Consider the following 26319-nt stretch of genomic DNA (forward strand, 5'->3'; position numbering starts at 1 on the left):
GCGGGCGGCCCCTGTCCGCCCCCGGCGGGCGGGGGGGTTGGTCGCTCCCCGGCCCCCCCCCCCCCCCCCCCCCCCCCCACGACCGTTGACTCAACCTTCGTCCTGCTCGTATTCGACGAAGACATCCAGCTCCAGCGCCAGCTCCTGCACGGCATCGCGCACGCGCTGGGCGCCGAGTGCATTGCCGACTTCCACTTCCAGTTCGTGGGTGCCGGGGCCGATGTCGTCGGAGAGGCCGGCCGAGCTGGAATCGTCGTCGTCCATGTGCGGCATCAGGTCGTCGGTTTCTTCGACGTGTTCGATCCCCTCGATGCTCTGCAGCAGGTCGGTGATGGCACGTGCATCGTCTTCGGTGCCGGTGATTCGCAGTCGCAACAGGGCCATGGGTCGAGCCTCGGGGGAAAGGGACTCCAGCCTAGCCAGCGGACGGAAAAGGCCGGGTGAGGACGCGCGACCGAGCGCGCCGTCCGGTTCAGTCGTGCGTGCCGTCGGCAGGAGGCAACCCCAGCAGTTCGTCGGGCAGCGCGGGCAGCGGTGTGCGTTCGTCCAGCGCCTCGCGCTTGAGCCAGTCCATGAACGCCTGCGCGGTCGGGCTGAGCGGGCGGTGCTCGGCGTGTACCACGTAGTAGGCGTAGCGTGCCTTGAGCGCAGGCCCGGGCAGGCGCACCAGTTCGTAGCGCTGCAGATAGGGCTGCGCGATGTGTTTGCGGGCGAGCACCGCGCCGATGCCATACACCGCTGCGCGCATCGCATCGGTGCTGTCGCTGAAGGTGTGCAGCGACGGCAGATCCAGCCCGCGCACGCCCGCAGCGCGGAACCAGTCGCGCCAGCCCTGCGGTGACATGTCGCTGAGCAGCGGCAGGGCAGCGATCTGCGCCGGTTCCCGCAGCGTCGAGACGCCCGCCAGGGACGGCGAGGCGACCGGGCACAGTTCGTCGTCCATCAGGTGATGCGCGGTCATGCCGGGCCACTGGCCCAGCCCATAGCGGATACCCAGCTCCGGGCCGGTCTCGTCGAAGCGGACCAGCTCGGTGCTGGTCTGCAGCTCGATGCGCATGCGCGGATGCTGGTGGGTGAAACGCGGCAGGCGCGGGATCAGCCAGCAGTACGACAGCGAGCGGATGGTGGTGACCCGCAGCGGCACGATGTCGGCCTGGGGATGCAGGTTGCCGGCCACCGCATTGAGATCGCTCAATGCCGCCGCGGCTGCATCGGCCAGCTGGCGGCCCTCGGCGGTCAGCCGCACGCCGCGCGCATGGCGCTGGAAGAGGACCGTGCCCAGCAGATCCTCCAGCCGCCGCACGTGGTGGCTGACCGCACTGGCGGTGAGGTGCAGTTCCTGTGCGGCATGGGCGAAGTTCTGGTGGCGGGCGGCTACCGCGAACACCCCCAGGGCGGGCAGCAGGGCAGGGCGAAGGATCATGGTCGAGACCCAAATCATATTTGTGGCTTGCACGGATACTACGCGCTTGTGGGCGTGCAACGGCGGGCGGATGCTGTCGCCCTTCCTCCCAGGATTCACGCGCATGTTGCCGTCCCTTACCGCTCGCCCCGCGTGTCTGCCCTGCCTGGGGGGCCGGCCATGAGCGGGGCGCCGCTGGCCGCCGGCGCGGTCGAGCGCGATTGGCGCACGCCGCTGGAGCTGACCGTGCTCGGCGCGATCTGGGGCTGCTCGTTCCTGTTCATGCGCGTGGCCGTGCCGGCCTTCGGCCCTTACGCGCTGGTGGAAGTGCGGCTGCTGCTCGGCGCGCTCGTGCTGCTGCCGTTCCTGTGGCAGGCGCGGGCGCAGTTCCCGGCCCGCCGCTGGCTGTGGCTGGCGCCGATCGGCCTGATCAACTCGGCCATCCCGTTCGTGCTGTTCGCTTGGGCCGCGCAGCGCGCCCCGGCGGCGATCGGTGCGATCTGCAATGCGATGACGGTGCTGTTCGCCGCCCTGATGGCCTTCCTGTTCTTCGGCGAGAAGATCGGCATGCGCCGCGCGATCGCCCTGCTGGTCGGCTTCGCGGGGGTGGTGGTGCTGGCGACCGCCAAGGTCTCCGGCCTGAGCATCGGCGCGGCGGTGCTGGCCGGTGCACTGGCGGCGCTGCTGTACGGCCTGGGCGTCAATCTGGTGAAGCGCCACATGACCGGCCTGCCGCCGGCGGCCTCGGCCGGCGCCACGCTGGGTTGCGCGGCGATCCTGCTGCTGCCGATGGCGCTGACCCACTGGCCGACCGGCCCGATCCCGATGCTGTCCTGGGCCTGCGCGATCGCCCTGGGCGTGGTCTGCACCGGCCTGGCGTTCCTGATGTTCTACCGCCTCATCGCCCGCATCGGCCCGGCGCGCGCCTCGACCGTGACCTATCTGGTGCCGATGTTCGGCGCACTGTTCGCCTGGTTGTTCCTGGGCGAACCGGTGACCGGCGCGATGGTGGTGGCGGGTGTGCTGATTCTTGGCAGCGTGGCGGCATCGCAGCGATAGGCCGGCGGTTCCGCGTGCAGCCACCCATGGGGTGGCTCCACCGGGGCATCCGGACGCTGACGCGTCGGTTATCTCATCCTCAGCGCACCGGCACCGGGATGTTGCACAGGTCGATGTGGCCCGCCGGGCGCTTGTAGAAATCATCGACGCGGTTGCGGCGTGCTTCGGTCGCATCGGCGAAGGTCCTGGAGTCGGTGCGCAGCACCTGCAGCTTGGGGCGCTCCGCCGCCGGGACGTCGCTCGCACGCTGGATCGACTGGATCGCGGTGCGCTGCGCCGGATCGGTGTAGAAGCCCATCGGCGCCGGGCCGCGCGGCAGGGCGCTGAGCAGTTCCATGCCCTGCAGCACGCGGCCGACCAGGGTGATGTTGCGGTCCAGCTGACGCGGTGACTGTCCGGTCACCACGTACAGCTCGGCGCCGATGCTGCTGTCTTCCTCGTTGTTGCGGCCGGCACCCAGCGCGCCATAGCAATGCGCCAGCCAGGTCTTGCCGTCCTTGCGGTCCTGGCCCACCGGGAAGCCGTCGACGAAACCGGTCTGGTCGGCCCAGCCATCACGGTCGGGCAGCAGGCTGACCTTGAGCCCCTTGCTGTCGCGCTGGAACTCGGCCGGGAGCTTGCGCGTGGCGCTGCCGAGCGGCTTTGCCTTGGCGGCATCATCGGCGTCGGCATCGCCGAACTGCACCACGAAATTGTCCTGCGCGCGGTAGATGCTCTCGCCATCCCAGAAATGCTCGTGGGCAAGGGTCTGGATGTTGGCCACGTGCTGCGGCGCGAATGCCGGGGCCAGCTCGATGATGACGCGGCCGGCCGGCAGGTTCATGTACAGCAGGTTGGCCGGGTCGGGCGTGCGCCAGTCACTGTCCGGCGAGGCGTCCAGGATCTGCTGCGGGCTGCGGTAAGGCGTGGCCGCGCTGGCCAGGGTGGGGAGCAGGCAGGCCAGGGCGAGGGCGAGCAGGGCAGGACGACGTGGCGACATGGCGGACCCGTTCAGGAAGGTAGTGCCCCGATTGTGCGCGAGCACGCCAGCCACGGCCAGCCGGCCATGCCCACCGGCACGGTGACTAACGACACATCCGCTATAGCGAACTTCGGACTAGTGTGGACTCCACGCTAGCGGAGACCGCCATGAGCGACCACGACGTCCACCTGAAGAAGTTCCAGAAAGAGCTCAGCTCCGGCACGGTCTCACTGGCCCTGCTGGCGGTCCTGGCCAAGGCCGGCGAGCCGCTGTACGGGTACCTGATCGCCAAGGAGCTGGAGCGGATCGGCGAGGGCGTGCTGAGCGGCAAGCAGAGCGCGCTGTACCCGGTGCTGCGCAACCTGGAAGGGGCCGGGTTGCTGGAAAGCCATGTTGAACCGTCGGTGGCGGGTCCGCCGCGCCGCTACTACCGCATCAATGACACGGGCCACGAAGTGCTCAGGCAATGGACCGCCGCGTGGCGCGCCACCCGTGATTCCGTCGATTCCGTCCTGGAAGGGGTAACCGAATGAACATCGAGTCCGTGGCCGGTCGGGCCTTGCCGACCACCATTCCCGCGTATCTGGCCCAGCTGCGCGCGGCGCTGCACGACGCCGATCCGGCGATGGTGCAGGACGCCCTGTACGACGCCGAGGAATACCTGCGTTCGGAGCTGGCCGCCCAGCCCGGCCGCAGCGAGGCCGAGGTGATCGCCGATGTCGCCGGCAGCTATGGTGCGCCGGAAGAAGTCGCCGAGATCTACCGCGAAACCGAGATCACCGTGAACCGCGCGCTGCGCACGCCCAGTGCCGGGACGGCGCCGCTGCGACGCGCCGCGCCGGTCAGCACCGGCGCGGAATCGGTGCCTCCGCCGGCCCCGCCCAGGCCGCGCTCGGCACTGGCCCGTTTCTTCGGTGTCGCGCTGGAGGCCCGCACCTATGGCGCGCTGTTCTACATGCTGCTGTCGCTCGCCACCGGCACGTTTTTCTTCACCTGGGTGGTCACCGGCCTGTCGCTGTCGCTAGGCCTGATGGTGCTGATCATCGGCATCCCGGTGGCGGTGCTGTTCTTCGGCTCGGTGCGCGGCCTGTCACTGCTGGAAGGACGGCTGGTGGAAGCCCTGCTGGGCGAGCGCATGCCGCGCCGGCCGACGTACTCCGACCGCAGCCGCAGCTGGCTGCAGCGCATCGGCGACATGTTCACTGACGGGCGGACCTGGCTGACCCTGCTCTACTTCGTGCTGATGCTGCCGCTGGGCATCGTCTACTTCACGATCGCCACCACGCTGTTGTCGACCTCGATGGGCTTGATCTGGGCGCCGGTGGCGGCGCTGTTCTCCAGCAGCTACGTAGGACTGCACATCGACGGCAGCCAGATGCTGCCGGTCTGGATCACACCGCTGCTGGCGGTGGTCGGCGTGCTGCTGCTGTTCGCGACGCTGCACCTGGCCCGCGGCATCGGGCGCCTGCACGGAATGATGGCCAAGCACCTGCTGGTGCGGCTGTAAACGGGACACGAGGATCCGGTAGTGCCGGCCGCTGGCCGGCTCCCCAGGCTGCTGGATGAAAGCGCAGCCGGCCAGCGGTCGGCGCTACCCACAGCGTGCCCCCCCGAGTCGGGGGGCGTTCGTCAAGCGTTCTACCGGCGCTGCAGGTACCGACCGTTGGTCGGTACGGATCGCTCAGCCCGCTTTACGGCGCAGCGGCGTGACGTTGCTCGCGATCTTCGCGGCCTTCTTCGGCTTGCTCGCCACGGTCTGCGCATGGGCGGCGAAGAAATCGCGCACCTTCGGGTAGACCGTTTCGCGCCAGCGGCGGCCGCTGAAAATACCGTAGTGGCCGGCGCCTTCGACGATGAAGTGTTCGCGATGCGCGGCCGGGATGCCGGTGCACAGCGCCTGCGCGGCTTCGGTCTGGCCGAGCCCGGCGATGTCGTCCAGCTCGCCTTCGATGCTCAGCAGCGCAGTGCCGGTGATGGCGGTAGGATCCACGCGTTCACCCTGCACGTACCACTCACCGCGCGGCAGCAGGAACTCCTGGAAAACCACGCGGATGGTGTCGAGGTAGTACTTGGCCGGCATGTCGAGCACTGCGTTGTACTCGTCGTAGAAACGACGGTGCGCGTCGGCATCTTCCATGTCGCCCTTGACCAGGTCGGCATAGAAATCCCAGTGCGAACTGAAATGGCGGCTCGGGTTCATCGACAGGAATCCCGCATGCTGCAGGAAGCCCGGATACACGCGGCGGCCGGCACCCGGGAAGGTGGCCGGTACGGTGTGGATCACGTTGTTCTCGAACCACGACATCGGGTTCTGCGTGGCCAGGTTGTTGACCGCGGTCGGACTGCAGCGCGCATCGATCGGGCCACCCATCATCACCAGCGAACGCGGCGTGGTTTCGCCACGGCTCGCCATCAGCGAGACCGCGGCGAGCACCGGCACGGTCGGCTGGCAGACGCTGACCACATGCAGCTTCTCCGCACCGAGGTGGCGGATGAATTCCTGCACATAGGCGATGTAGTCATCCAGCCCGAACTCGCCTTCGCTGCCCGGCACCATTCGCGCATCGACCCAGTCGGTCACGTACACGCGGTGGTCGCGGAGCAGGGTGCGCACGGTATCGCGCAGCAGCGTGGCGTGGTGACCGGACAACGGCGCCACCACCAGCACGAACGGCTGGTTGAGCATGGTGTGCAGCTGGTCGGCTTCATTGCTGTGGCGCTTGAAGCGCAGCAGTTTGCAGAACGGCTTGCTGATCTCTTCGTGGACGACGATCGGCACGCGCTCGCCCTCGACGTCGATTTCGTTGATGCCCCACTCGGGCTTCTCGTAATCCTTGCCGATGCGGTGGAACAGCTCGTTCACAGCGGCCAGGCGATCCGCGCCGGGCATCTGTGACCACCAATGACCTTGATTGGCGAAGAACTTCGCGTTGGCCTGGGCCTGGTGCACCCACGGGGCGAGCAGGTTGCGGGTCAACTCATGCAGCTGATATAGCATGACGTCCAATATGTATGGTCTTATGTTGCCGCGCAGCATAGCGTACCCGTGGCGCGGGCGCGTTAATGCGGGTCCTGTCTCAGTTGTTATGGAGACTCACGGTGCGCCGCGTTCCAGCGCGGCCGCATGGCCGGCCAGCGCCGGTGACAGCCAGCAGTGCGAGCCCAGCGCGGTGAAGCCGACGCGCTTGAGCTGGCTGCGGTACCAGCGGGCCGGCCGCGCCTGGAAGCCCTCGTGATCCCCGTCGAAGTCGTCCTCGGCGGTGAACGCCTCCAGGAAGGCAACGCCGGCGGTCAGTTCGGCGAAGCCCTCCAGCGCCGGGCGCAGCTCGCGGCTGGGCACGTAATGCATCACGTCGGAGCAGATCAGCAGATCGACCGGCGCGCACGGGCGCAGCCACGCGAAATCGCCGACCCTGGCCGGGTGCAGGTTGCGGCTGCGGCCGTAGCGGTGGACCGCGTAATCGCTGCTGTCGAACCCCAGGTATTGCACGCGCGGCCGCAGCTTGAGCAGCGGGGCACGCCAGGCACCTTCGCCGCAGCCGATATCGAGCACGCTGCGGATCGGCCGTTCCAGATAGTACTCGGCACTGGCCACCGCGAGCGCCACCTTGCGGGCGAGGCGCGCGGCGCCACCGGTCTGGTCAGGCTGGTACCAGCGCTGGAAGTAGGCGGCGTCGTAGGTCTTGTCCATGGAGGATGTGCACGTGGGTGGAAGCGGCGCCTATCGTACGGCGTGACGCGCGTGGATGCGTCGTTGGGGTGTGGCGATGGGTCGCGTCAGCCACCCGTGGGGTGTCTCTACCGGGCGTGCGAGAATGGCGGCCAACCTACGCCAGCCGCGGGAGCAAGCGCATGCAGAGTTACTACTGGGTCAAAACCTTCCATCTGCTGTTCGTGGTGGCGTGGATGGCGGCGGTGTTCTACCTGCCGCGGATCCTGGTCAACCTCAGCGAGACCGCCGGCCAGCTGCCGGTGACCGAGCGGCTGCAGCTGATGGGCCTGCGCCTGTACCGGTTCGGCCACATGATGTTCGGCCTCGCGCTGATCCTGGGCCTGGTGCTGTGGCTGGGCTACCGCGTGATTCCGGATTTCCCGACCATGGTCGCCCCCGGCGCGGCGGGCTGGCTGCATGCCAAGCTCGGCCTGGTGGTGCTGCTGCTGGTGTACTACTCGTGGACCGGGCGGCTGCTGAAAGGCGCGGTCAAGGGCAGGGTGCTGCCGTCCTCGCGCGCGCTGCGCTGGTTCAACGAACTGCCGCTGGTGCTGTTCATCGGCGTGGTCTGGCTGGTCCTCGCCAAGCCGTTCTGAAAAAAAAGCCGGGCGCTTGCGCGTCCGGCTTCTTCGTCTGCGCCGCAGCCCGATCAGGCTGTTTCGTAGGTCCCGTAGCTGCGCAGGCGCTCGTAACGCTTCTGCAGCAGCTCATCGACCGGCAGCTTCTCCAGCACGTCCAGCTCGTTGAGCAGCACGGCCTTGAGGCGCTTGGCCATCTGGTTGGGATTGCGGTGGGCGCCACCGGTCGGCTCACGCAGGACCTTGTCGACCAGGCCCAGGCTCTTCAGGCGCGGGGCGGTCAGGCCGAGCTGTTCGGCGGCGTCCTTGGCCTTGGCCGGGTCCTTCCACAGGATCGAGGCGCAGCCTTCCGGGCTGATGGTCGAGTACACGCTGTATTCCAGCATCACGGTGCGGTCGCCCACGCCCAGTGCCAGTGCGCCGCCCGAGCCGCCTTCACCGATCACGGTGCAGACCACCGGCACCTTCAGTTCGGCCATTTCCATCAGGTTGCGCGCGATCGCTTCGGACTGGCCGCGCGATTCGGCGTCGATGCCCGGCCAGGCGCCGGCGGTATCGATCAGGGTCAGCACCGGCAGGCCGAAGCGTTCGGCCATCTTCATCAGGCGCAGCGCCTTGCGGTAGCCCTCCGGCTTGGGCATGCCGAAGTTGCGCCTGATCTTTTCCTTGGTGTCGCGGCCCTTCTGATGGCCGATCAGCATCACCGAGCGGCCACCGATGCGGGCCAGGCCGCCGATGATCGCCTTGTCGTCGGCGAAGGCGCGGTCGCCGGCCAGTTCCTGGAACTCATCGCAGATGATGCGGATGTAGTCCTCGGTGTACGGGCGGGACGGATGCCGGGCCAGCTGCAGCACCTGCCAGGAGGTCAGGTTGCGGAAGATCTGCGCGGTGCGCACCCGCAGCTTGTCCTGCAGGGCATTGACCTCGGCCTCGACATTGACCGCAGGTCCGGCGCTGGCGCTGCGCAGTTCCTGGATCTTCGCCTCCAGATCAGCGATGGGTTGCTCGAAGTCGAGGTAGTTCGGATTCATCGGAAACCGTCGTGAAGAAAAGAGGGAAAGTGTAGCCGAATGCGCCGAAAAGCCCCGTACGCCGTCGTCTGGAAACCGACGGTAGCGCAGCGGGGCCAAGGGCGCCAGTCAGGTCAGGGGACGACCAGCGCCGCGCTGCCCATCAGCGTGCTGCGGGTCCGCACGAAGGTGTTGTAGCCCTCGTTCGCCTCCTTGGACAGGCCGGAGCCCAGCGTGGCGGTCGCGGCGGTGAACGCCATCTGGGCCTGGAAGGCCTCCTGCTGGAGCTGCAGCTGCGCATCGGCGGTGGTGGCCTGCAGGTAACGGCTGTACAGCTCGCGCAGTGGGCCGGCATGGGCTTCGAAGGCCGGATCCAGCGCGGGCAGGGCGGTCGGCGCGGCGTCCAGTGTGTAGACAGGGGCAGCGTAGCCCTTGGGCTGCTGGCGCGCGTAAGCGCCCGGCTGGCCCATGCCTGCTTCGACGTAAGCGATGAAATCCGGGGCGGTGAAGATCTTCGCGTTGATCCGGCCGCCGCTGGCGTCCACGTGGGACACGGTCTGGACCTCGGGGAACGGCTCGCGGACGCCGAAGCTCCAGGCCTGGTCGATGAACAGGTCGTGGGTGGCCTGGTACGGCCCTTCGAAGGTCACGCCGCCCAGCGCGATCTGGTTCTTCAGGCTGCCGAAGTGCTGCAGCTTGTCCTCGCCGGTGACGTAGATCTCGTTGGCGATCACGTACTCGGCCAGGGTCGGGTTGATCAACCCGCCCTTGCCGCTGGCGTAGACGATGAAACGCACGTCGCCCAGCTGTTCGGTCTGCAGATGATGTTCACCCGGCTTCAGCTTGACCGGCCGCGAGGCGTGCGCGGCGATCGGCAGTTCATTGCCATCGATGCGCAGGGTCAGTGGCGTGGCGCCCGGGTTGTCGATCTCGAAGGTCTGGGCGGGGCCGGAGCAGCCGGTGATGGCGACGGCTGCACTCAGCAGCACGGCAAAACGCTTGATCAAAACAAAACACCTGTGTTGCAACAGAAAAAAGGATCAGTTCGCCCACGGCGGGCTGTAGCGCACCTTCACCGTGCGTACCGCGGGATCGGCGCGCAGGGCGTCGACCAGTTGGCTGTCCACGCGCACGGCGATCTCGCCGGCGACGTCGAGCATGCCGGCCACCGGGCCCTGCTCCGAGCCGAGCAGCAGGTCCAGGCGCAGCGGCGTGCGGCCCGGGCGATGCCGGTCGAGCAGGGCGTTGATGCGGTTCCACACCGCGCCGTCCTGGCGCAGGTCCACCCGCAGCGACAGGCGCGTGGCGTAGTTCGCGCAGATGTCTTCGTAATCCCAGACCTGGCGGATGCGCAGCGCGTAGCCGCCGTTGAACTCGTCTTCGCGCAGGCCGCCCTTGACCACCAGGATGCGGTCCTTGGTCATCAGGTGGCCGAACTCGGCCAGGCCATCGGTGAAGGCGCTGCATTCGACGCGACCCTTGCCGTCTTCGAGCTGCATGAAGATCTGGCTTTCGCCCTTGCGGCGCACGCCGACCACCAGGCCGGCGAGGATCACCGGGGTTTCCTGGCGCCAGGCGCGCTTCTCGCCGTCCTTGCTCGGACGTGCCGGCGGGATCAACTTCTCCAGCTTGCCCAGGTCGGTACCGACCAGTTCCTTGACGTCATCGGCGTAGGGATCGAACGGATGGCCACTGAGGTAGAAGCCCAGCGTTTCGCGCTCGCCTTCCAGCAGCTGGCCCAGCGCCCACTCCTTGGCTTCGGGCAGCTCCAGCTGCATCGCCGTGCTGACCGGATCGGGTGCGCCGAACAGCGAGTTCTGGCCGGAGGCCTTCTCGCGCGCCATCTGGTCCGTGGCCTTGAGTACTTCGGGCAGCTGCAGCATCAGCGAGGCGCGGTTCTTGCCGAGCCCGTCCATCGCGCCGCAGTTGATCATCGCTTCCAGCGTGCGGCGGTTGAGCTTGCCGGATTCGGCGCGCATGCAGAAATCCAGCAGCGACGCATAACGGCCGCCACGCTGGCGTTCTTCCACGATCGCTTCGCAGGCGCCCTGGCCGACGCCCTTGATCGCGCCCAGGCCGTACACGATGGTGTCGGCGCTGGAGGCTTCGAACATGTACGCGGATTCATTCACGCGCGGTGGCAGCACGGTCAGGCCGAGGTTGCGCACTTCGGCGAGGAAGCCGACCACCTTGTCGGTGTTGTCCATGTCCGAGGACAGCGTCGCGGCCATGAACTCGGCCGGGTAATGGCGCTTGAGCCATGCGGTCTGATAGCTGACCAGCGCGTAGGCAGCAGCGTGCGACTTGTTGAAGCCGTAGCCGGCGAACTTCTCCATCAGGTCGAAGATCGCGTCGGCCTTGGCTTCGACGACGCCGTCCTTGGCCGCGCCTTCGCGGAAGATCTCGCGGTGCTTGGCCATTTCGGCCGGCACCTTCTTGCCCATCGCACGACGCAGCAGATCGGCGCCGCCCAGCGAGTAGCCGCCGACGATCTGCGCCATCTGCATCACCTGCTCCTGGTACACCATGATGCCGTAGGTGTCTTTCAGGATCGCTTCGGTGCGCGGATCGGGGTAGATGATTTCTTCCTGCCCGTGCTTACGCGCGTTGAAGGAGGGAATCAGGTCCATCGGGCCGGGGCGGTACAGCGACACCAGCGCGATGAGGTCTTCGAAGCGGTCGGGGCGCGCGTCTTTCAGCAGGCGGCGCATGCCCGAGGATTCGAACTGGAACACCGCACCGGTGTTGCCGTTGGCGAAGATGTCCTTGTAGGTGGGCACGTCATCCAGCGGCAGCGCGGTGATGTCCACCGGCGGGATGCCGGCGCGCTCATGGCGCTTGTTGATCGCCTTGACCGCCCAGTCGATGATGGTCAGCGTGCGCAGGCCGAGGAAGTCGAACTTCACCAGGCCGATTTCTTCGACGTCGTTCTTGTCGAACTGGGTGACCGGGTTGCGGCCGCGGCCGCCTTCGTCATGTTCGGCGAACAGCGGGCAGAATTCGGCCAGCGGTTCCGGCGCGATCACCACGCCACCGGCGTGCTTGCCGGCGTTGCGGGTGAGGTCTTCGAGCTGGCGCGCCAGGTCGATCAGGTCGCGGACGTCGTCTTCGTTCTGGTAGCGCTGGATCAGCTCCGGCGAGGCCATCTCCGAATCCTTGCCTTCGCCCATCGCATCCTTGAGCGAGATGCCCAGGATGTTGGGGATCAGCTTGGAAACGCCGTCGACCAGGCCGTACGGGAAGCCCAGCACGCGGCCGGAATCGCGCACCACGGCCTTGGCCGCCATGGTGCCGTAGGTGATGATCTGGCTGACGCGGTCGCGTCCGTATTTACGCGCGACGTAGTCGATGACTTCGTCGCGGCGGTCCATGCAGAAGTCGATGTCGAAGTCGGGCATCGACACGCGTTCGGGGTTGAGGAACCGCTCGAACAGCAGGTTGTACGGGATCGGATCCAGATCGGTGATCTGCAGCGCCCAGGCGACCAGCGAACCGGCACCGGAACCACGGCCGGGACCAATCGGAATGCCCTGGTTCTTCCCCCACTGGATGAAGTCGGCCACGATCAGGAAGTAACCGGGGAACCCCATCTTGATGATGGTCGCCAGTTCGAATTCGAGGCGCTCGAAATAATCGGCGCGGGTCTTGCCCGGTGCCAGCGGGTTCTTTTCGAGGCGTGCTTCCAGGCCCTTGCGCGATTCGCTGCAGATCCAGCTGTCGAGGGTTTCGTCCTCGGGCACCGGATAGTTGGGCAGGAAGTACGTGCCCAGGCGCATTTCGATGTTGCAGCGTTCGGCCAGCGCGAGCGTGTTGTCGATCGCGTCGGGGATGTCGGCGAACAGCGCGCACATGTCCTCGGCGGACTTGAGGTACTGCTGGTCGCTGTAGTCGCGCGGACGCTTGGGATCGTCCAGCACGCGGCCGGAGGAAATGCACACGCGCGCTTCGTGCGCGTTGAAGTCTTCCGGCTGCAGGAAACGCACGTCGTTGCTGGCGATCACCGGCAGGCCGCGCTGGCCGGCGGCCTGCAGGGCGAACTGGTTGAAGGCTTCTTCGCCGTCACGGCCGGTACGGGTCAGCTCCAGGTGCAGGCCATCGCCGAACACGCGCTGCCAGTCGGCGAGCTGTTGCTCGGCCAGGTCGTGGCGGCCGTCGCCGGCGAGGCGGCCGGCGAGGCTGTCACGCCCGGCCAGTGCGAACAGGTTGTGGCAACCGGCTTTGAGCCAGTCCGGGTGGACGGCGACGCCGCCTTCGGGGCGGTGGCCTTCCATCCAGGCGCGGGTGAGCAGCCTGGAGAGGCTGAGGTAGCCTTCGCGGTCGCGGCAGAGCAGGGTCATGCGCCAGGGCGTCATGCCTTCTTCGGCGATCATGATGTCGGCGCCCGCGATGGGCTTGATGCCCACGGTTTCGGCGGCTTTGTAGAACTTGACCAGCGCGAACAGGTTGTTGAGGTCCGTCACGGCCAGGGCAGGCAGTTTCAGTTCGACCGCGCGGCTGAGCAGGTTGGCCTGCTTGGCTTTCTTCGGGTCAGCCTGATCCGGCTTCGCCGGGACACGGATGGTCGAATCCGCCAGCGAAAATTCGGTGTGGACGTGGAGATGTACGAAACGGGAAGTGGACATGCCGAACCAATGTGATGCCCGGTCAGGGTAGCCGTGGCGGTGCACGCGAACAAGGCTTGACAGGGGTGTTGCGGGGGCGCGGGCTGGCGGTGGGGTTCAGGTTTCCCGTCGCAGCCGTCCTGCGCTGGGGGCCGTGCCGGGCGGTGCCCGGCAACGGCATCACTCAGGCGGGAACGCTGCTGCGGTCGGCGTCCAGGCACGCGCGCACGGGGGCGAAGCTGCGGCGGTGCTGGGGGCAGGGGCCGTGGCTGCGCAGGGCCGCGAGGTGCGCGGGGGTGCCGTAGCCCTTGTGCTGGTCGAAGCCGTACTCGGGGTGCGTATCGTGCAGCGACTGCATGAAGCGGTCGCGGCTGACCTTGGCGAGGATCGAGGCGGCCATGATGGCGCGGTCGAGGGCATCGCCGCCGATCAGCGCCTGGGCCGGGCAGGGCAGGCCCTTGGGGACGACGTTGCCGTCGATGCGGGCGAACTGGGCGACGTGGGCGACGCCTTCGACGGCGCGGCGCATGCCGAGCATCGTGGCCTGGTAGATGTTGAGCGCGTCGATTTCGCCGACGTCCACCATCACCACGTGCCAGGCCAGGGCACGGTCGAGAATCCTGTCGTAGAGCTGGTCGCGGCGGGCGGCAGTGAGCTGCTTGGAGTCGTCCAGGCCGTTGAGGCGCGGTCGGTCGGGGCAGAACACCACGGCGGCGACCGCGACCGGGCCGGCCAGCGGGCCGCGGCCGGCTTCATCGACGCCGGCGACGTAGCGCGGGGCGACGGTGGCCAGGGCAGCGCCGTCGAACAGGGCCAGCGAGGCGGCTGCGGCGTGACGGCGGCTCATGCGGCGCGGTTGCGGTGGGGGCCGCGTTCGAGCAGGTCGGTGACGGCATCGGCGGCGCGTGCGGAGGCATCGCGGCGCAGCTGCAGGTGCAGGCGCTCGTAGGTGCCCTGCAGATCGATCACGCGCTGCGGGTGATCGAACCACTGCAGGATGGCGGCGGCCAGTTTGTCCGGGGTGCAGTCGTGCTGCATCAGTTCCGGGGCAAGGTCCTTGCCGGCCAGGATGTTGGGCAGGGCGAAGCGGTCGACCTTGAGCAGGCCCAGCGCCTTGACGATGCGGTAGGTCAGTTCGGCGACGCGGTAGCCGACCACCATCGGGCGTTTGACCAGCATGGTCTCCAGCGTGGCGGTGCCCGAGGCGAGCACGACCACGTCGGCGGCGATCATCGCGGTACGCGCGTTGCCGTCGAGCAGGTGCGAGTGGGCGACCGGCAGGGCCGAGGCGGAGAGCTGTTCGCTGATCAGCTGGCGGCAGGCGGCGTTGGCGGCCGGGACCACCACGTGCAGGCCGGGGATGCGTTCGGAAACCTGCCAGGCGGCTTCGAAGAACGGTTCGCCGAGCTTGCTGATTTCCCCCAGGCGGCTGCCGGGCAGTACCGCCAGCACCTTCGCGTTGGAGGGCAGGCCGAGCTCGGCACGCGCTTCTTCGCGGTCGCTGTGCAGGGCGATGTCATCGGCCATCGGGTGGCCGACGAAGCGGGCATCGACGCCGTGCCGGGCGTAGATCGGCGGCTCCATCGGGAACAGGCACAGCACCAGGTCGGCGCTGGCACCGATCTTCTCGGCACGCTTTTCGCGCCAGGCCCAGACCGAGGGGCTGACGTAGTGGACGGTGCGGATGCCGCGTTCCTTCAGCCAGCGCTCCACGCCGAGGTTGAAGTCGGGTGCGTCGATGCCGATGAACACATCCGGCTGCCACGCGAGGGCACGCGCGCGGAACTCGCGACGCAGTTTGAGCAGGCGCGGCAGGTGGCGGAGGATTTCGGTCAGCCCCATCACCGCCAGTTCGCTGGCGTCGAACCAGGTCTGGCAGCCGGCGCTGCGCATGGCATCGCCGCCGATGCCGGCGAACTCGGCATTGGGGAAGCGCAGGCGCAGTTCGCGGACCAGGCCGGCACCGAGCAGGTCGCCGGAGGCTTCACCGGCGACCAGGGCGATCCGCACCGGCCGGTCGGAGGTGCGCACGGCCAGCGTCTGTTCGACGCTGGTCGCCATCGCGGCAAGCGGAATGATCTCGGCGGTCGTGATGCCCGGGGTGTGCCCGCCTGGACCCGTCATCGCAGCAGGGGCCTCTCGGCGCTTTCGATGAAGTCCAGCAGGTCCTTCACGTCGGCGCTGTGGGTGGCCTGTTCGGCCAGCTGGACCTTGGCCTCGGCCAGCGGCAGGCCGGCCACGTACAGGGTGCGGTAGGCGCGCTTGATGCTGGCGATGCGCTCGGCATCGAAGCCGCGGCGCTTGAGGCCTTCGCTGTTGATCCCGCGCGGGCGGCCCAGGGTGTCGCTGCCGACCATGGTGAACGGCGGAACGTCGCCATTGGTCAGTGCACCCATGCCGAGGAAAGCGTGGGCGCCGATGCGGCAGAACTGGTGGGCACCGGCGAAGCCGCTGATGATCACGTAGTCGCCGACGGTGACGTGGCCGGCCAGCGTGGTGTTGTTGGAGAACACGCAGTGGTCGCCGACGTGGCAGTCGTGCGCGACGTGGGTGTAGGCCAGCATCCAGTTGTCGTTGCCGACCGTGGTGACGCCGCCGCCACCGACGGTGCCGCGGTTGATGGTGACGAACTCGCGGATGACGTTGTCATCGCCGATCACCAGTTCGGTGCGCTCGCCTTTGTACTTCTTGTCCTGCGGCTCGCCACCGATCGCGGCATGGCCGATGAAACGATTGTTGCGGCCGATCCGGGTCGGGCCATGGATCGAGCAGTGCGGACCGATCTCGGTGCCGGCACCGATCTCCACGTCCGCGCCGATCAGGCAGAACGCACCCACGCGCACATCCGCAGCCAGCGTCGCCGACGGGTCGATGACCGCGGTGGGGTGGATGAGAGGGGCGTTGTCGCTCATTGCAGTTCTCCTGCCTGGATCATTCGCGGGTGCCGGCGCACAGCACTTCGGCGCAGGCGACGATCTCGCCATCGACCTTGGCCACGCAGTCGTACACCGCCATGTTGCGGATCACGCGCTTGATTTCCACGTGCATCTCCAGCACGTCGCCGGGCACGACCTGCTTGCTGAAGCGGGCCTTGTCGACCTTGACCATGTAGAACAGCTTGGACTGCGCATCGCGGCCCAGGGTGAGCTGGGTCAGCACGCCGCCGGCCTGCGCCATGGCTTCGATGATCAGCACGCCGGGCATGATCGGCTGGCCCGGGAAGTGGCCCTGGAAGAACGGCTCGTTGATGCTGACGTTCTTGGTGGCGACGATCTTCCGGTTCTCGAAATCGAGCGAGATCACCTTGTCCACCAGCAGGAACGGATAGCGGTGCGGGATCAACTGCTGGATCAGGTTGATGTCCGGCAGATTCTGGTTGTTGCTCATTCCTTCTCCTTGCTCACAGACAGGATGCGCCGGGCGAGCGCATCGAGCTGCTTGAAGCGCGCGGCGTTTTTACGCCACGTGCGGTTGTCGGTCAGTGGGGTGCCGGAGGAGTACTCGCCCGGCTCATGAATGGAGTTGCGCACCACCGACTTCCCGGTGATGACGACCTTGTCGCAGATTTCGAGGTGGCCGACGACGCCGACGGCACCGCCGAGCAGGCAGTAGCGGCCGATCTTGGCGCTGCCGGCGATGCCGGTGCAGCCGGCGATGGCCGAGTGGGCGCCGATCTGTACGTTGTGGGCGACCTGCACGAGGTTGTCCAGGCGCACGTCGTTTTCGAGGACGGTATCTTCCAGCGCGCCACGGTCGACGCAGGTGTTGGCGCCGATCTCGCAGTCGTCGCCGATGCGCACGCCGCCGAGCTGGGGCACCTTGATCCAGTGGCCGGCATCCATGGCCAGGCCGAAGCCGTCGGCACCGAGCACGGCGCCCGGATGGATACGCACGCGCTTGCCGAGCTTGACGCGGGTGACCAGGGTTACGCGGGCGATCAGTTCGCAGCCGTTCTCGAGGGTGCAGTCTTCACCGATGATGCTGCCGGGACCGACGATGCAGTTCTCACCGACGACGCTGCGGGCGCCGATGGTCACGAACGGGCCGATGTGGGCGCTGGCGGCGACCTGTGCGTCCGGATCGATGCAGGCGCTGGGGTGGATGCCCGGGGCGCGCGGCGGTGCGATGTCGAACAGGGCGGCAATCTTGGCGAACGTGGTGTACGGGTCCTTGGCGACCAGGGCGGCGCCCGGCGCGGCCTCGGCATCCTCGGCGCGCAGCACGACGATCGCGGCCTGGCTGTCGGCCAGCTGCGCGCGGTAGCGCGGGTTGGCCAGGAAGGTGAGCTGGCCGGGGCCGGCATGGGCGAGCGTAGCCACGCCATGGATGGCAGTGCTGCCATCACCATGGACCTGCAGGCCAAACTGCTCGGCGAGTTGCTGGGCGGTATAGGTAGGAGTGTTCACCGGGGGAGTTTACCGTGTGCTGCCGAAACGGTCATGCGGGGCGGGGGCTTTGGGGTGTCTTGGTCGGTTTGCTGCGGCGTGGCGCATCCGGGGCTATCGCGCGGGTCCGTGGCGGGCAGCCCGATCCTGGACGCGCCGTAAACCCATCCATGGGGGCTCGTGGGCCGCATCCATGCGGCCCAACGGTCCTGGCCAGGGCTACCCGCCACGACCCCCGATGGTTCAGCGCGCGCGGCAGGGTAGTGCCGGCCGCTGGCCGGCTCGCAATGATCCCGGACGTTCGTGGCGACCAACGGTCGGCACCAACCCGAAGCTAAAAGCCTTCCCCCAATCGGTCCCAATCCCAAAACGAAAACGCCGGGCAATGCCCGGCGAATGCGTACCGCGTCTGGTGGAGAGCCCCCTTCTTGTTGAAGGGGGCGCGCCGACAGGCGCGGGGTTAAGGAGGCAGGACAGGCCCCGAGGTTTGCGACGCAAACCTTGGGTACGTTTGGTGGTCAATTCTCAGAATTGGCCGCCAAACGTAAATTGCAGGCGCTCGACTTCGTCGCCATCTTCCTTCTTGAGCGGGAAGGCGTAGCTGATCGAGATCGGGCCGACCGGGGCGCGCCACAGCAGGGCCACACCGGTGGAGACGCGCAGTTCGTTGGCCTTGAAGTTGTCCACGCCGGTGTAGACGTTGCCGAAGTCCACGAAGGCCGAGATGCGGGCCGACGGGCTGTCGAACAGGCGCGGGAAGTAGGCTTCAACCGAACCGACGGTCTTCAGCGAGCCACCCAGCGGCTGGCCGCGGCTGTAGCTGCTGGTTGGTTCCGAACGCGGCCCGAGGGTGTTGTCCTCGAAACCACGCACCGAGTTGGTGCCACCAGCGTAGAAGTTCTCGTAGAACGGCAGGCCCGTCGCGGTGACCGAGCGCAGGTTGCCGTCCTTGTCCGGCACCATCGCGGTCTTGTCATCGCCGTAGCTGTCGCCATAGCCGACCTCGGCACGCGTGTTGATGACCAGCTGCGGGATGATCGGCCAGTACTTGGAGAACTGGTAGTTCAGCTTGTAGTACTCGATGGTCGAACCCGGCAGCGTGGTTTCCAGGCCGACGCGCTGGTAGGTACCACGGGTCGGCATGAAGTAGTCGTTGCGGGTGTCGCGCGCCCAGCCCAGTTCGGTGCGCCAGGAATGGAAGGTCTTGCTGCCGATCACGTTGATGTAATCGATGATCGCCTGCGGGGTTGAGCCCGGATAGGTCGTGATCTGGTTGCTGTCGATGCCCACCATCAGCGAGACGGTGTCGTTCTCGGTGATCGGCACGCCGAACACCACCTGCGCGGCACCGTTGGTGCTGTTGTACTGCGCGGTGTTGAAGTCGGAATAATCCAGTTCGCGCCAGGACAGGTTGTAGCCCAGCGAGACGCCGTCATCGGTGAAGTACGGGTTGGTGTAGGAGAAGCCGTAACGCTGCAGGTAGCTGCTGCGCGACGCTTCGACCGACACGCGGTTGCCGCCGCCGAGGAAGTTGTTCTGCGACAGCTGCACCGAGGTGGTCATGCCGTAGGACTGCGAGTAGCCCAGGCCGAACACGAAGCTGCCCGAGGTGGTTTCCTTGACGTTGTAGACCACGTCGACCTGGTCGTTGCTGCCGGTGACCGGCGGCGTTTCCACGTCCACCGACTCGAAGTAGCCCAAGCGCTGCAGACGGATCTTGGAACGGTCGATCGCGGCCTGCGAGTACCAGCTGTTCTCGAACTGGCGCATTTCACGACGCAGCACTTCGTCGGAGGTGCGGGTGTTGCCCTTGAAGGTGATGCGGCGCACCGACACGCGCGGGCCGGGAACGACCTGCATGTTGATGGCCACCGTGCGGTCGGCACGGTTGCTGGTCGGGATCGGGTTCACCTTGGCGAACGCGTAGCCGATGTTGGACAGCGAATTGGTGATCTGGTCCGAGCTGAATTCCAGCAGCGCACGCGAGAACGTGTCGCCGGACTTCTGGATCACCATGCGCTCGACATCTTCCTGCGGGAGGATGGTGTCGCCGGTGACCTTGATCTCGGAGATCTTGTACTGCTCACCCTCGGTCACGCCGGCGGTGATGAACATGTCGCGCTTGTCGGGACTGATCGAGACCTGGGTGGAGTCGATGCTGAAATCCACGTAGCCGCGGTCCAGGTACCAGCCGTTGAGCTTTTCCAGGTCGCCGGACAGCTTTTCCTTGGAGTACTGGTCATCGCGGCGGTACCACGAAGCCCAGTTGTGCTCCTTGGATTCCCAGGTTTCCAGGATGTCCTTGGCCGGGAACTTCTCGGTGCCGACCAGGTTGACGTGCTGGATCTTGGCGGCCTTGCCTTCCTTGATCGCGATGGCGATGTCGACGCGGTTGCGGTCCAGCGGGCTCACCGTCGGGGTGATGTCCACGTTGTACTTGCCACGGTCGTTGTACTGGCGGCGCAGTTCCTGGGTCACGCGGTCCAGGCTCAGGCGATCGAAGGTGCCGCCCTCGGTCAGGCCGATGTCGCTCAGGCCCTTGAGCAGCTGGTCGCTCTTGATGTCCTTGTTGCCGGTGACGGTCAACTTGTTGATCGCCGGGCGTTCCTTGACCGTGACCACGAGGATGTCGCCCTGGCGGTTGAGCTGGACGTCTTCGAAGAAGCCGGTCTTGTACAGCGCACGGATGGTTTCACCGACCTTGTTGTCGGTGATGGTGTCGCCACGTTCCACCGGCAGGTAGGTGAACACGGTACCGGAGGTGATGCGCTGCAGACCATCCACGCGGATGTCGCTGACGGTGAAGGGCTCGGCTGCCTGCGCCAGGGCGGGCGCGCCGAAACCGGCAACGAGTGCGAGGGCCAGCAGGCGGCGATTGGGGAGTCGCGTCATGTCACGTCCGGTTGGAGTCGATTTCAACATTGCGGGATGCCGGCGCATAAGACGACGACAAAAGGAAAAAAGTTCATCGCGGGACCAGGCCGAGGATGTCGTTGTAGAACGCCAATCCCATCAGCCCGGCCAGCAGCGCCAGGCCCACATACTGCCCGGCAGCCATGGCGCGCTCGCTCAGCGGGCTGCCCTTGACCAACTCGATAAGGTAATACAGCAGGTGCCCGCCGTCCAAGATGGGGATGGGCAACAGGTTGATGATGCACAGGCTCAGCGACAGCAGGGCCAGGAAATACAGGAACCAGTCCAGGCCGCGTTTGGCCGAGACATTGGCGACCCGGGCAATGGTGACCGGGCCGGAGATGTTCTGCAGCGAGGCGTTGCCGGTGACGATGCGGCGCATCATGCCCAGCGAATCGCCCGCCATCCGGGCGGTTTCACGCAGGGCCACCGGGACCGCCGCAAACGGCCCGAACTTGAGTTCGGCGTCATACGCCGGGGCATGGCTCTCGGGGAAGCCGATGCCGATCTGCCAGGTGGGCTGGCCGCGGCCGTCCACGCCCTGGCGGGGGGTGATCTCCAGCGCCAGCCGCTCGCCGCCGCGCAGGACGTCGATCATGCCGGGGCCGCCGCGCTGGCCCAGCGCGGCGATCTGCGCCGGGACCTGGTCGGCGCCTTCGATGCGCTGGCCGTCCACGGCCACGATCAGGTCGCCCGGCAGCAGCACGCCCTGGGCGGCCGCCTCGGGCAGGACCTTGTCGACCAGCGCCGGCTGCAGCCAGAACTGCCAGCTCAGCCCGGTCAGCTGGGGAACACGGCGTTCATCGAAGCCGGCCGGCAGCTGCGACAGCGGCAGGGTGCGGGTCTGCACCTGGTCCAGGCCGTCCAGGACCTCGACCTTGGCATCGTGACGGTCCATCGCCGCGGTGGTCAGCGCCATGCTGGCTTCACCGGCGGTGGCCACGCTGCGGCCATCCACCTTGACCACGCGGTCGCCCGGCTGCAGCCCGGCGATCTGGGCCATGCCGGTGGTACGGCCGATGGTGGCCGAGTAATCCTGCTTGCCGAGCACGAACATCGCCCAGAGCAGGGCGATGCACAGGATCAGGTTGGCGGCCGGGCCCGCGGCGACCACGGCGATCCGCTGCCAAACGGTCTTGTGGTTGAAGGCCTGGCCGCGCTCGGCAGGGTGGACCTCGACCTCGCGTTCATCCAGCATCTTCACGTAGCCGCCCAGCGGGATGGCGGCGATGGCGAACTCGGTGCCGGCGCGGTTGCGGCGCGACCACAGCGGCTTGCCGAATCCGACAGAGAAGCGCAGCACCTTGATCCCGCAACGGCGGGCGACCCAGTAATGGCCGAACTCGTGGAAGGTCACCAGCAGGCCAAGGCTGACGATCATCCACCAGACGGATCCGATGAAATCACCCATGGTGATCAGCACTGTAAGAGGGCGTGTGGGGCATTCAGGCGTGGTCGATGGCGGCTTGGGTGATCTGGCGGGCGCGCTGATCGGCGGTCAGCAGGCCCTCCAGTGTATCGGCGGACTCGGTCGACAGTGTTGACAGAGCGTTAGCGACCAGCGCGGGAATGGCAAGGAAAGCTGCCCGCCCCTGAAGAAACGCTGAAACAGCGACTTCATTGGCCGCATTGAGGATCGCCGGGGCGGTGCCACCGGCGGCCATCGCCTGCCAGGCCAGCGTCAGGCACGGGAAGGCCTCGGTGTCCGGCGCTTCGAAATCCAGCCGGCCCTGGGTCAGCAGATCCAGCCCGCCGACCCCGGATTCGATCCGCTGCGGCCAGCCCAGGCCCACGGCCAGCGTGGTGCGCATGTCCGGCAGGCCCATCTGGGCCAGGGTCGAGCCGTCGACGAATTCGACCAGTGAATGGACCAGGCTCTGCGGGTGGACCAGCACGTCGATGCGCTCGCCGGGGACGCCGAACAGGTGGTGCGCCTCGATGACTTCCAGCCCTTTGTTCATCAACGTCGCCGAATCGACCGAGATCTTCGGGCCCATGGACCACTTCGGGTGGGCCACGGCCTGGGCCGGGGTGACCTGGGCGAGCTGCTCGCGGGTACGGCCACGGAACGGCCCACCGGACGCGGTCAGGATGATCCGGCGGACGCCGGCCCCGTCCAGGCTCGCGTCGCGCGACCGCAGGCACTGGAAGATCGCGCTGTGCTCGCTGTCGATCGGGATGATCTCGGCCCCGGCGGCGGCGGCCTGCCGCATCAGCAGCTCGCCGGCCAGCACCAGCGATTCCTTGTTGGCCAGCAGGATGCGCTTGCCGGCCGCGGCCGCGGCCAGGGTCGAGGACAGCCCGGCGGCGCCGACGATTGCCGCGACAAGGGTGTCGCAGACATCGCTGGCGGCCAGCTGGTCCAGCGCCGCAGCGCCCGCATGGGCCTGGGTGGCCAGGCCGGCGTCACGCAGGCCATCACGCAGGGCGGCATACAGCGATGCGTCGGCGATCACCGCGTGGGCCGGACGGTGCGTGGCGCACAGCGCGACCAGCGCATCGACCTGGCGGCCGGCGGCCAGCACGGTGACCTGGTAACGGTCCGGGTGGCGCGCGATCACATCCAGCGCGGATGCGCCGATGGAACCGGTGGCGCCGAACACGGCGACCTGGCGGGGAGCGGAAACGCTGGCCATGATCAGAATCCGAAGATTTCCTTGCCGAGTGCGAACACCGGCAGGGCGGCGAGCACGCCGTCGATGCGATCGAGCACGCCGCCATGGCCGGGGATGATGTGCCCCGAGTCCTTGGCACCGGCGTGGCGCTTGATCAGGCTCTCGTAGAGATCGCCCAGGACCGAAGCGAACACGGTGACCACGGCGGTGATGACCAGCCCCACCAGGTGGCCGCTGTCGATGCCGGCCAGCCAGCCGAAGCCCAGCGCCACGATCAGGCCGGCGACCATGCCGCCACCCAGGCCTTCCCAGGTCTTGTTGGGGCTGATGCGCGGGGCCAGCTTGGTGCGGCCGAAGGTACGGCCGGCGAAGTAGGCGCCCGAATCGGCGGCCCAGACCACGGCCAGCGCGGTCAGCAGCCACAGGTGGCCGTTGTCACCGCTGGCATGGATGAGCACCAGTGAAGCCCAGGCCGGGACGATCGCCAGGGTGCCGGCCAGCAGCTTGAGCGCACGCGCCGGGCTGCTCGGGCTGGCGCCGAAGTTGAAAAAGCGCAGCCACAGCAGGGCCAGCAGCCACCAGCCGATGCCCACCAGCGCGGCGATCTGGTACAGCACCAGCGAGCCGGCATCGGCCCACACGATCAGCACCATCAGCACCAGGTTCAGCACCAGCAGGATGGTGCGGGCGAGGGTGTCTTCGACGTCGGCCAGCTTCAGCCATTCCCACAGGCCGATCAGGAACACGGCGGCCGCGGCGGCGGCCAGCCACTGGGTCGGCAGCATCAGGATGGCGAGGATGGCGACCGGCGCCATGATCAGCGCGGCGATGACTCGGGTCTTGGTCATGGGGAAGAGGTCTCGGTGGCCAAGGCGGCGATCTGGGCGCTGGTCAGGCCGAAACGGCGTTCACGCGAGGCATAGGCGTCGATCGCCTGCTGCAGGACGGCGGCATCGAACTCGGGCCACAGTACGTCGGTGAACCACAGTTCGGTGTAGGCCAGCTGCCAGAGCAGGAAATTGCTGATGCGGGTGTCGCCACCGGTGCGGATGAACAGGTCCGGCGGCGGCAGGTCGGCCAAGGCGACGCGGCTGCTGAGCATCGCTTCGTCGATCTGCTCGGGCAGCAGCCGGCCGGCCGCGACCTCGGCAGCCAGTTCGCGCGCGGCGCGGGCGATGTCCTGGCGGCCGCCGTAGCTGGCGGCGATGCTCAGGGTGAGCGCGCGGTTGTCGGCCGTGCGCTGCTCGGCCAGCTGCATGCGGCTGACCAGGCCGGCGCCGAAACGCTCGCGCTCGCCGATGAAACGCACGCGCACGCCACGGCGATGCAGCTCGTCCACTTCGCGGTCGAGGGCATTGAGGAACAGCTTCATCAACGCATCGACTTCATCGGTCGGCCGGCCCCAGTTCTCACTGGAGAAGGCGAACAGGGTCAGCGCGGCGATGCCGTGGTCGAGGCAGAAATCGATGGTGCGGTTGACCGCGCGCGCGCCGGCACGATGGCCGATCACGCGCGGGCGACGACGCTTCTGTGCCCAGCGCCCGTTGCCATCCATGATGATGGCGACGTGGCGCGGCATGGGCGCGGCAGAGCCGCTGGTCGGGGCCTGGGTCATGGGGCTCAGACCGCCATCAGTTCCTTTTCTTTCTCGGCGACAACACTATCGACGTCCTTGATGGACTTGTCGGTCAGCTTCTGGATGTCGTCTTCGCCGCGCTTCTTGTCGTCTTCGCTGATCGCCTTGTCCTTGATCAGGCTCGCGATCGCCTTGTTGGCGTCCTGGCGGATGTTGCGGATGGCGATCTTGGCGCCTTCGCCTTCCTTCTGCACCTGCTTGCCCAGCTCCTTGCGGCGCTCTTCGGTCGGCGGTGGCAGGTTCAGGCGGATGACGGTGCCGGCCACGTTCGGGGTCAGGCCGAGGTCGGAGGCGTAGATCGCCTTCTCGACGTCCTTGATCATGCCCTTGTCGAACAGCGTGATGACCAGCGAGTGGCCTTCGGAAACGCTGATCGAAGCGACCTGGTTCAGGGGGGTGTCGGTGCCGTAGGCCTTGACGGTGATGCGATCCAGCAGGGCCGGGGAAGCACGGCCGGTGCGGATGGAGGTGAGGGTGTGCTTCAGAGCATCGATGCTCTTTGCCATGCGCGTCTGCGCGTCCTGCTTGATTTCGTTGAGCATCGCCCGAATCCTGGATGTCACTGGGAATCGGGCGATTATAGGCGAATACCGACCCTTTCCGGGCCGTTCCGGGCGCCCGGCGTGGGGCGCCGCTCAGGCTCAGGCGTTGTCGCGGCCCTGGACCAGGGTGCCGATGTTGTCGCCGTGCAGGATCTTGAGCAGCTCGCCCGGCTGGCCCATGTCGAACACGCGCAGCGGCAGATCGCTGTCGCGGGCCAGCGCGAAGGCGGCCGTATCCATCACTTCCAGGCCGCGGCGGATCACTTCGTCGTAGGTCAGGCTGTCGAAACGGACCGCATCGCTGTACTTGTTCGGGTCCTTGTCGTACACGCCGTCGACCTTGGTGGCCTTCAGCAGCAGGTCCGCGCCGATTTCGATCGCGCGCAGGGCAGCGCCGGAATCGGTGGTGAAGAACGGGCTGCCGACGCCGGCGGCGAAGATCACCAGGCGGCCCTTTTCGAGGTGGCGGATGGCGCGGCGACGGATGTAATCCTCGCAGACGTCGTTGATCTTGATCGCGCTCATCACGCGGGCCTTGGCGCCCAGCTTCTCCAGGGCGTCCTGCATGGCCAGCGCGTTGATCACGGTGGCGAGCATGCCCATCTGGTCACCGGTGACCCGGTCCATGCCGCCGGCTGCCAGGCCGGCGCCGCGGAAAATGTTGCCGCCGCCGATCACCAGCGCCACTTCGGCACCGGCTGCCTGCGCTTCCATCACCTCGCGGGCGAGGCGGTGGATCACCTTGGGGTCGATGCCGTAGTCCTCGTCTCCCATCAGCGCCTCCCCGGAAACTTTCAACAGGATGCGGCGATAGGCGAGCTTTGACATGGCGATCTCTGGGTGCGTGGAAAACGCCCGGATTCTACTGGAAGCCGGGCCATCGGGCAGCATAAATTTGCTGCACT

At 67.3% G+C, this 26319-nt stretch carries 23 protein-coding genes and 1 pseudogene; 4 read left to right on the top strand and 20 right to left on the bottom strand.

What is annotated here, in order from left to right:
- Positions 1 to 90: 90 nt before the first annotated feature.
- Complete coding sequence (locus ABE424_RS02075; RefSeq protein WP_019184421.1) at positions 91 to 384, bottom strand: hypothetical protein; 294 nt, start codon at positions 382 to 384, stop codon at positions 91 to 93.
- A gap of 88 nt (positions 385 to 472) precedes the next feature.
- Positions 473 to 1423, bottom strand: coding sequence for a LysR substrate-binding domain-containing protein (locus ABE424_RS02080; protein WP_346479459.1), 951 nt, complete (start codon positions 1421 to 1423; stop codon positions 473 to 475).
- A gap of 159 nt (positions 1424 to 1582) precedes the next feature.
- On the opposite strand from ABE424_RS02080, the gene ABE424_RS02085 reads away from it, so the two are divergent.
- Complete coding sequence (locus ABE424_RS02085) at positions 1583 to 2461, top strand: DMT family transporter (protein ID WP_346479487.1); 879 nt, start codon at positions 1583 to 1585, stop codon at positions 2459 to 2461.
- Positions 2462 to 2540: 79 nt separating this feature from the next.
- On the opposite strand, the gene ABE424_RS02090 is transcribed toward ABE424_RS02085, so the two are convergent.
- Entirely contained in the window at positions 2541 to 3440 is a 900-nt protein-coding gene (locus ABE424_RS02090; protein WP_346492263.1) for a peptidylprolyl isomerase, read from the bottom strand.
- Between the two features lie 149 nt (positions 3441 to 3589).
- Between ABE424_RS02090 and ABE424_RS02095 the strand changes: the two genes are divergently transcribed.
- Both ABE424_RS02095 and ABE424_RS02100 read left to right on the top strand, forming a co-directional pair.
- Positions 3590 to 3955 carry a PadR family transcriptional regulator gene (locus tag ABE424_RS02095; protein WP_176989977.1) on the top strand — a complete coding sequence of 122 codons (366 nt, stop codon included), beginning with the start codon at positions 3590 to 3592 and terminating at the stop codon, positions 3953 to 3955.
- Positions 3952 to 4929 carry a sensor domain-containing protein gene (locus tag ABE424_RS02100; RefSeq protein ID WP_346492264.1) on the top strand — a complete coding sequence of 326 codons (978 nt, stop codon included), beginning with the start codon at positions 3952 to 3954 and terminating at the stop codon, positions 4927 to 4929. Before ABE424_RS02095 ends, ABE424_RS02100 begins: the two co-directional genes overlap by 4 nt.
- 174 nt (positions 4930 to 5103) lie before the next feature.
- Here ABE424_RS02100 and phaZ read toward each other — a convergent pair whose 3' ends face one another.
- Together phaZ and ABE424_RS02110 are read right to left on the bottom strand one after the other, a co-directional pair.
- Positions 5104 to 6459 carry a polyhydroxyalkanoate depolymerase gene (phaZ, locus tag ABE424_RS02105; protein WP_176989975.1) on the bottom strand — a complete coding sequence of 452 codons (1356 nt, stop codon included), beginning with the start codon at positions 6457 to 6459 and terminating at the stop codon, positions 5104 to 5106.
- A gap of 57 nt (positions 6460 to 6516) precedes the next feature.
- Positions 6517 to 7113 (bottom strand): class I SAM-dependent methyltransferase, encoded by a 597-nt coding sequence (locus ABE424_RS02110; protein ID WP_346492265.1) that lies wholly within the window; start codon positions 7111 to 7113, stop codon positions 6517 to 6519.
- A 161-nt stretch (positions 7114 to 7274) separates the two neighbouring features.
- Here ABE424_RS02110 and ABE424_RS02115 point away from each other — a divergent pair, with 161 nt between their 5' ends.
- Positions 7275 to 7730, top strand: a complete 456-nt coding sequence (locus ABE424_RS02115) for a CopD family protein (protein WP_346492266.1) — start codon at positions 7275 to 7277, stop codon at positions 7728 to 7730.
- Between the two features lie 53 nt (positions 7731 to 7783).
- Here ABE424_RS02115 and ABE424_RS02120 read toward each other — a convergent pair whose 3' ends face one another.
- The 15 genes and pseudogenes from ABE424_RS02120 to pyrH form a co-directional block, all read right to left on the bottom strand.
- A complete protein-coding gene (locus ABE424_RS02120; protein ID WP_176989972.1) occupies positions 7784 to 8743 on the bottom strand; it encodes an acetyl-CoA carboxylase carboxyltransferase subunit alpha in 960 nt (319 codons plus the stop codon).
- Positions 8744 to 8856: 113 nt separating this feature from the next.
- Positions 8857 to 9729 carry a hypothetical protein gene (locus ABE424_RS02125; RefSeq protein WP_346492267.1) on the bottom strand — a complete coding sequence of 291 codons (873 nt, stop codon included), beginning with the start codon at positions 9727 to 9729 and terminating at the stop codon, positions 8857 to 8859.
- A 33-nt stretch (positions 9730 to 9762) separates the two neighbouring features.
- Positions 9763 to 13344, bottom strand: coding sequence for a DNA polymerase III subunit alpha (gene dnaE / locus ABE424_RS02130; protein ID WP_346490481.1), 3582 nt, complete (start codon positions 13342 to 13344; stop codon positions 9763 to 9765).
- 163 nt (positions 13345 to 13507) lie between these two features.
- The gene (locus ABE424_RS02135) at positions 13508 to 14170 is read right to left on the bottom strand and encodes a ribonuclease HII (RefSeq protein WP_176989969.1); all 663 of its coding nucleotides are present in this window, start codon (positions 14168 to 14170) and stop codon (positions 13508 to 13510) included.
- Positions 14167 to 15339 (bottom strand): annotated as a pseudogene (gene lpxB, locus ABE424_RS02140) (lipid-A-disaccharide synthase); the annotation flags it as partial. The gene ABE424_RS02135 and the pseudogene lpxB, both read right to left, overlap by 4 nt.
- 104 nt (positions 15340 to 15443) lie before the next feature.
- Complete coding sequence (gene lpxA / locus ABE424_RS02145; RefSeq protein WP_176989967.1) at positions 15444 to 16235, bottom strand: acyl-ACP--UDP-N-acetylglucosamine O-acyltransferase; 792 nt, start codon at positions 16233 to 16235, stop codon at positions 15444 to 15446.
- 19 nt (positions 16236 to 16254) lie between these two features.
- Positions 16255 to 16710 (bottom strand): 3-hydroxyacyl-ACP dehydratase FabZ, encoded by a 456-nt coding sequence (gene fabZ, locus ABE424_RS02150; protein ID WP_179459384.1) that lies wholly within the window; start codon positions 16708 to 16710, stop codon positions 16255 to 16257.
- Entirely contained in the window at positions 16707 to 17729 is a 1023-nt protein-coding gene (lpxD, locus tag ABE424_RS02155; RefSeq protein ID WP_121041474.1) for a UDP-3-O-(3-hydroxymyristoyl)glucosamine N-acyltransferase, read from the bottom strand. Before lpxD ends, fabZ begins: the two co-directional genes overlap by 4 nt.
- A gap of 504 nt (positions 17730 to 18233) precedes the next feature.
- Complete coding sequence (gene bamA, locus ABE424_RS02160; RefSeq protein ID WP_346492268.1) at positions 18234 to 20600, bottom strand: outer membrane protein assembly factor BamA; 2367 nt, start codon at positions 20598 to 20600, stop codon at positions 18234 to 18236.
- A 73-nt stretch (positions 20601 to 20673) separates the two neighbouring features.
- Positions 20674 to 22032: an RIP metalloprotease RseP gene (rseP, locus tag ABE424_RS02165; RefSeq protein ID WP_346492269.1), complete on the bottom strand. Its 1359-nt coding sequence runs from the start codon at positions 22030 to 22032 to the stop codon at positions 20674 to 20676.
- Between the two features lie 34 nt (positions 22033 to 22066).
- On the bottom strand, positions 22067 to 23257 hold the full coding sequence (locus tag ABE424_RS02170) for a 1-deoxy-D-xylulose-5-phosphate reductoisomerase (protein ID WP_346490397.1): 1191 nt from the start codon (positions 23255 to 23257) through the stop codon (positions 22067 to 22069).
- Between the two features lie 2 nt (positions 23258 to 23259).
- A complete protein-coding gene (locus ABE424_RS02175; protein WP_176989963.1) occupies positions 23260 to 24084 on the bottom strand; it encodes a phosphatidate cytidylyltransferase in 825 nt (274 codons plus the stop codon).
- On the bottom strand, positions 24081 to 24815 hold the full coding sequence (gene uppS / locus ABE424_RS02180; RefSeq protein ID WP_179459647.1) for a polyprenyl diphosphate synthase: 735 nt from the start codon (positions 24813 to 24815) through the stop codon (positions 24081 to 24083). The genes ABE424_RS02175 and uppS overlap by 4 nt, the downstream gene beginning before the upstream one ends.
- A 41-nt stretch (positions 24816 to 24856) precedes the next feature.
- On the bottom strand, positions 24857 to 25414 hold the full coding sequence (gene frr / locus ABE424_RS02185) for a ribosome recycling factor (protein ID WP_123728764.1): 558 nt from the start codon (positions 25412 to 25414) through the stop codon (positions 24857 to 24859).
- Between the two features lie 99 nt (positions 25415 to 25513).
- The gene (gene pyrH / locus ABE424_RS02190; RefSeq protein WP_019184398.1) at positions 25514 to 26242 is read right to left on the bottom strand and encodes a UMP kinase; all 729 of its coding nucleotides are present in this window, start codon (positions 26240 to 26242) and stop codon (positions 25514 to 25516) included.
- Positions 26243 to 26319: the final 77 nt, after the last annotated feature.

It is taken from the genome of Stenotrophomonas sp. TWI1149, from assembly GCF_039673155.1.
GTDB lineage: Bacteria > Pseudomonadota > Gammaproteobacteria > Xanthomonadales > Xanthomonadaceae > Stenotrophomonas > Stenotrophomonas maltophilia_AA.

Excerpts from the sequence above, each read along its gene's own strand:
- ABE424_RS02075 (WP_019184421.1), bottom strand. The coding sequence starts at position 384 with ATGGCCCTGTTGCGACTGCGAATCACCGGCACCGAAGACGATGCACGT.
- ABE424_RS02080 (WP_346479459.1), bottom strand. The coding sequence starts at position 1,423 with ATGATCCTTCGCCCTGCCCTGCTGCCCGCCCTGGGGGTGTTCGCGGTA.
- ABE424_RS02085 (WP_346479487.1), top strand. The coding sequence starts at position 1,583 with ATGAGCGGGGCGCCGCTGGCCGCCGGCGCGGTCGAGCGCGATTGGCGC.
- ABE424_RS02090 (WP_346492263.1), bottom strand. The coding sequence starts at position 3,440 with ATGTCGCCACGTCGTCCTGCCCTGCTCGCCCTCGCCCTGGCCTGCCTG.
- ABE424_RS02095 (WP_176989977.1), top strand. The coding sequence starts at position 3,590 with ATGAGCGACCACGACGTCCACCTGAAGAAGTTCCAGAAAGAGCTCAGC.
- ABE424_RS02100 (WP_346492264.1), top strand. The coding sequence starts at position 3,952 with ATGAACATCGAGTCCGTGGCCGGTCGGGCCTTGCCGACCACCATTCCC.
- phaZ (WP_176989975.1), bottom strand. The coding sequence starts at position 6,459 with ATGCTGCGCGGCAACATAAGACCATACATATTGGACGTCATGCTATAT.
- ABE424_RS02110 (WP_346492265.1), bottom strand. The coding sequence starts at position 7,113 with ATGGACAAGACCTACGACGCCGCCTACTTCCAGCGCTGGTACCAGCCT.
- ABE424_RS02115 (WP_346492266.1), top strand. The coding sequence starts at position 7,275 with ATGCAGAGTTACTACTGGGTCAAAACCTTCCATCTGCTGTTCGTGGTG.
- ABE424_RS02120 (WP_176989972.1), bottom strand. The coding sequence starts at position 8,743 with ATGAATCCGAACTACCTCGACTTCGAGCAACCCATCGCTGATCTGGAG.
- dnaE (WP_346490481.1), bottom strand. The coding sequence starts at position 13,344 with ATGTCCACTTCCCGTTTCGTACATCTCCACGTCCACACCGAATTTTCG.
- ABE424_RS02135 (WP_176989969.1), bottom strand. The coding sequence starts at position 14,170 with ATGAGCCGCCGTCACGCCGCAGCCGCCTCGCTGGCCCTGTTCGACGGC.
- lpxA (WP_176989967.1), bottom strand. The coding sequence starts at position 16,235 with ATGAGCGACAACGCCCCTCTCATCCACCCCACCGCGGTCATCGACCCG.
- fabZ (WP_179459384.1), bottom strand. The coding sequence starts at position 16,710 with ATGAGCAACAACCAGAATCTGCCGGACATCAACCTGATCCAGCAGTTG.
- bamA (WP_346492268.1), bottom strand. The coding sequence starts at position 20,600 with ATGACGCGACTCCCCAATCGCCGCCTGCTGGCCCTCGCACTCGTTGCC.
- rseP (WP_346492269.1), bottom strand. The coding sequence starts at position 22,032 with ATGGGTGATTTCATCGGATCCGTCTGGTGGATGATCGTCAGCCTTGGC.
- ABE424_RS02170 (WP_346490397.1), bottom strand. The coding sequence starts at position 23,257 with ATGGCCAGCGTTTCCGCTCCCCGCCAGGTCGCCGTGTTCGGCGCCACC.
- ABE424_RS02175 (WP_176989963.1), bottom strand. The coding sequence starts at position 24,084 with ATGACCAAGACCCGAGTCATCGCCGCGCTGATCATGGCGCCGGTCGCC.
- uppS (WP_179459647.1), bottom strand. The coding sequence starts at position 24,815 with ATGCCGCGCCACGTCGCCATCATCATGGATGGCAACGGGCGCTGGGCA.
- frr (WP_123728764.1), bottom strand. The coding sequence starts at position 25,414 with ATGCTCAACGAAATCAAGCAGGACGCGCAGACGCGCATGGCAAAGAGC.
- pyrH (WP_019184398.1), bottom strand. The coding sequence starts at position 26,242 with ATGTCAAAGCTCGCCTATCGCCGCATCCTGTTGAAAGTTTCCGGGGAG.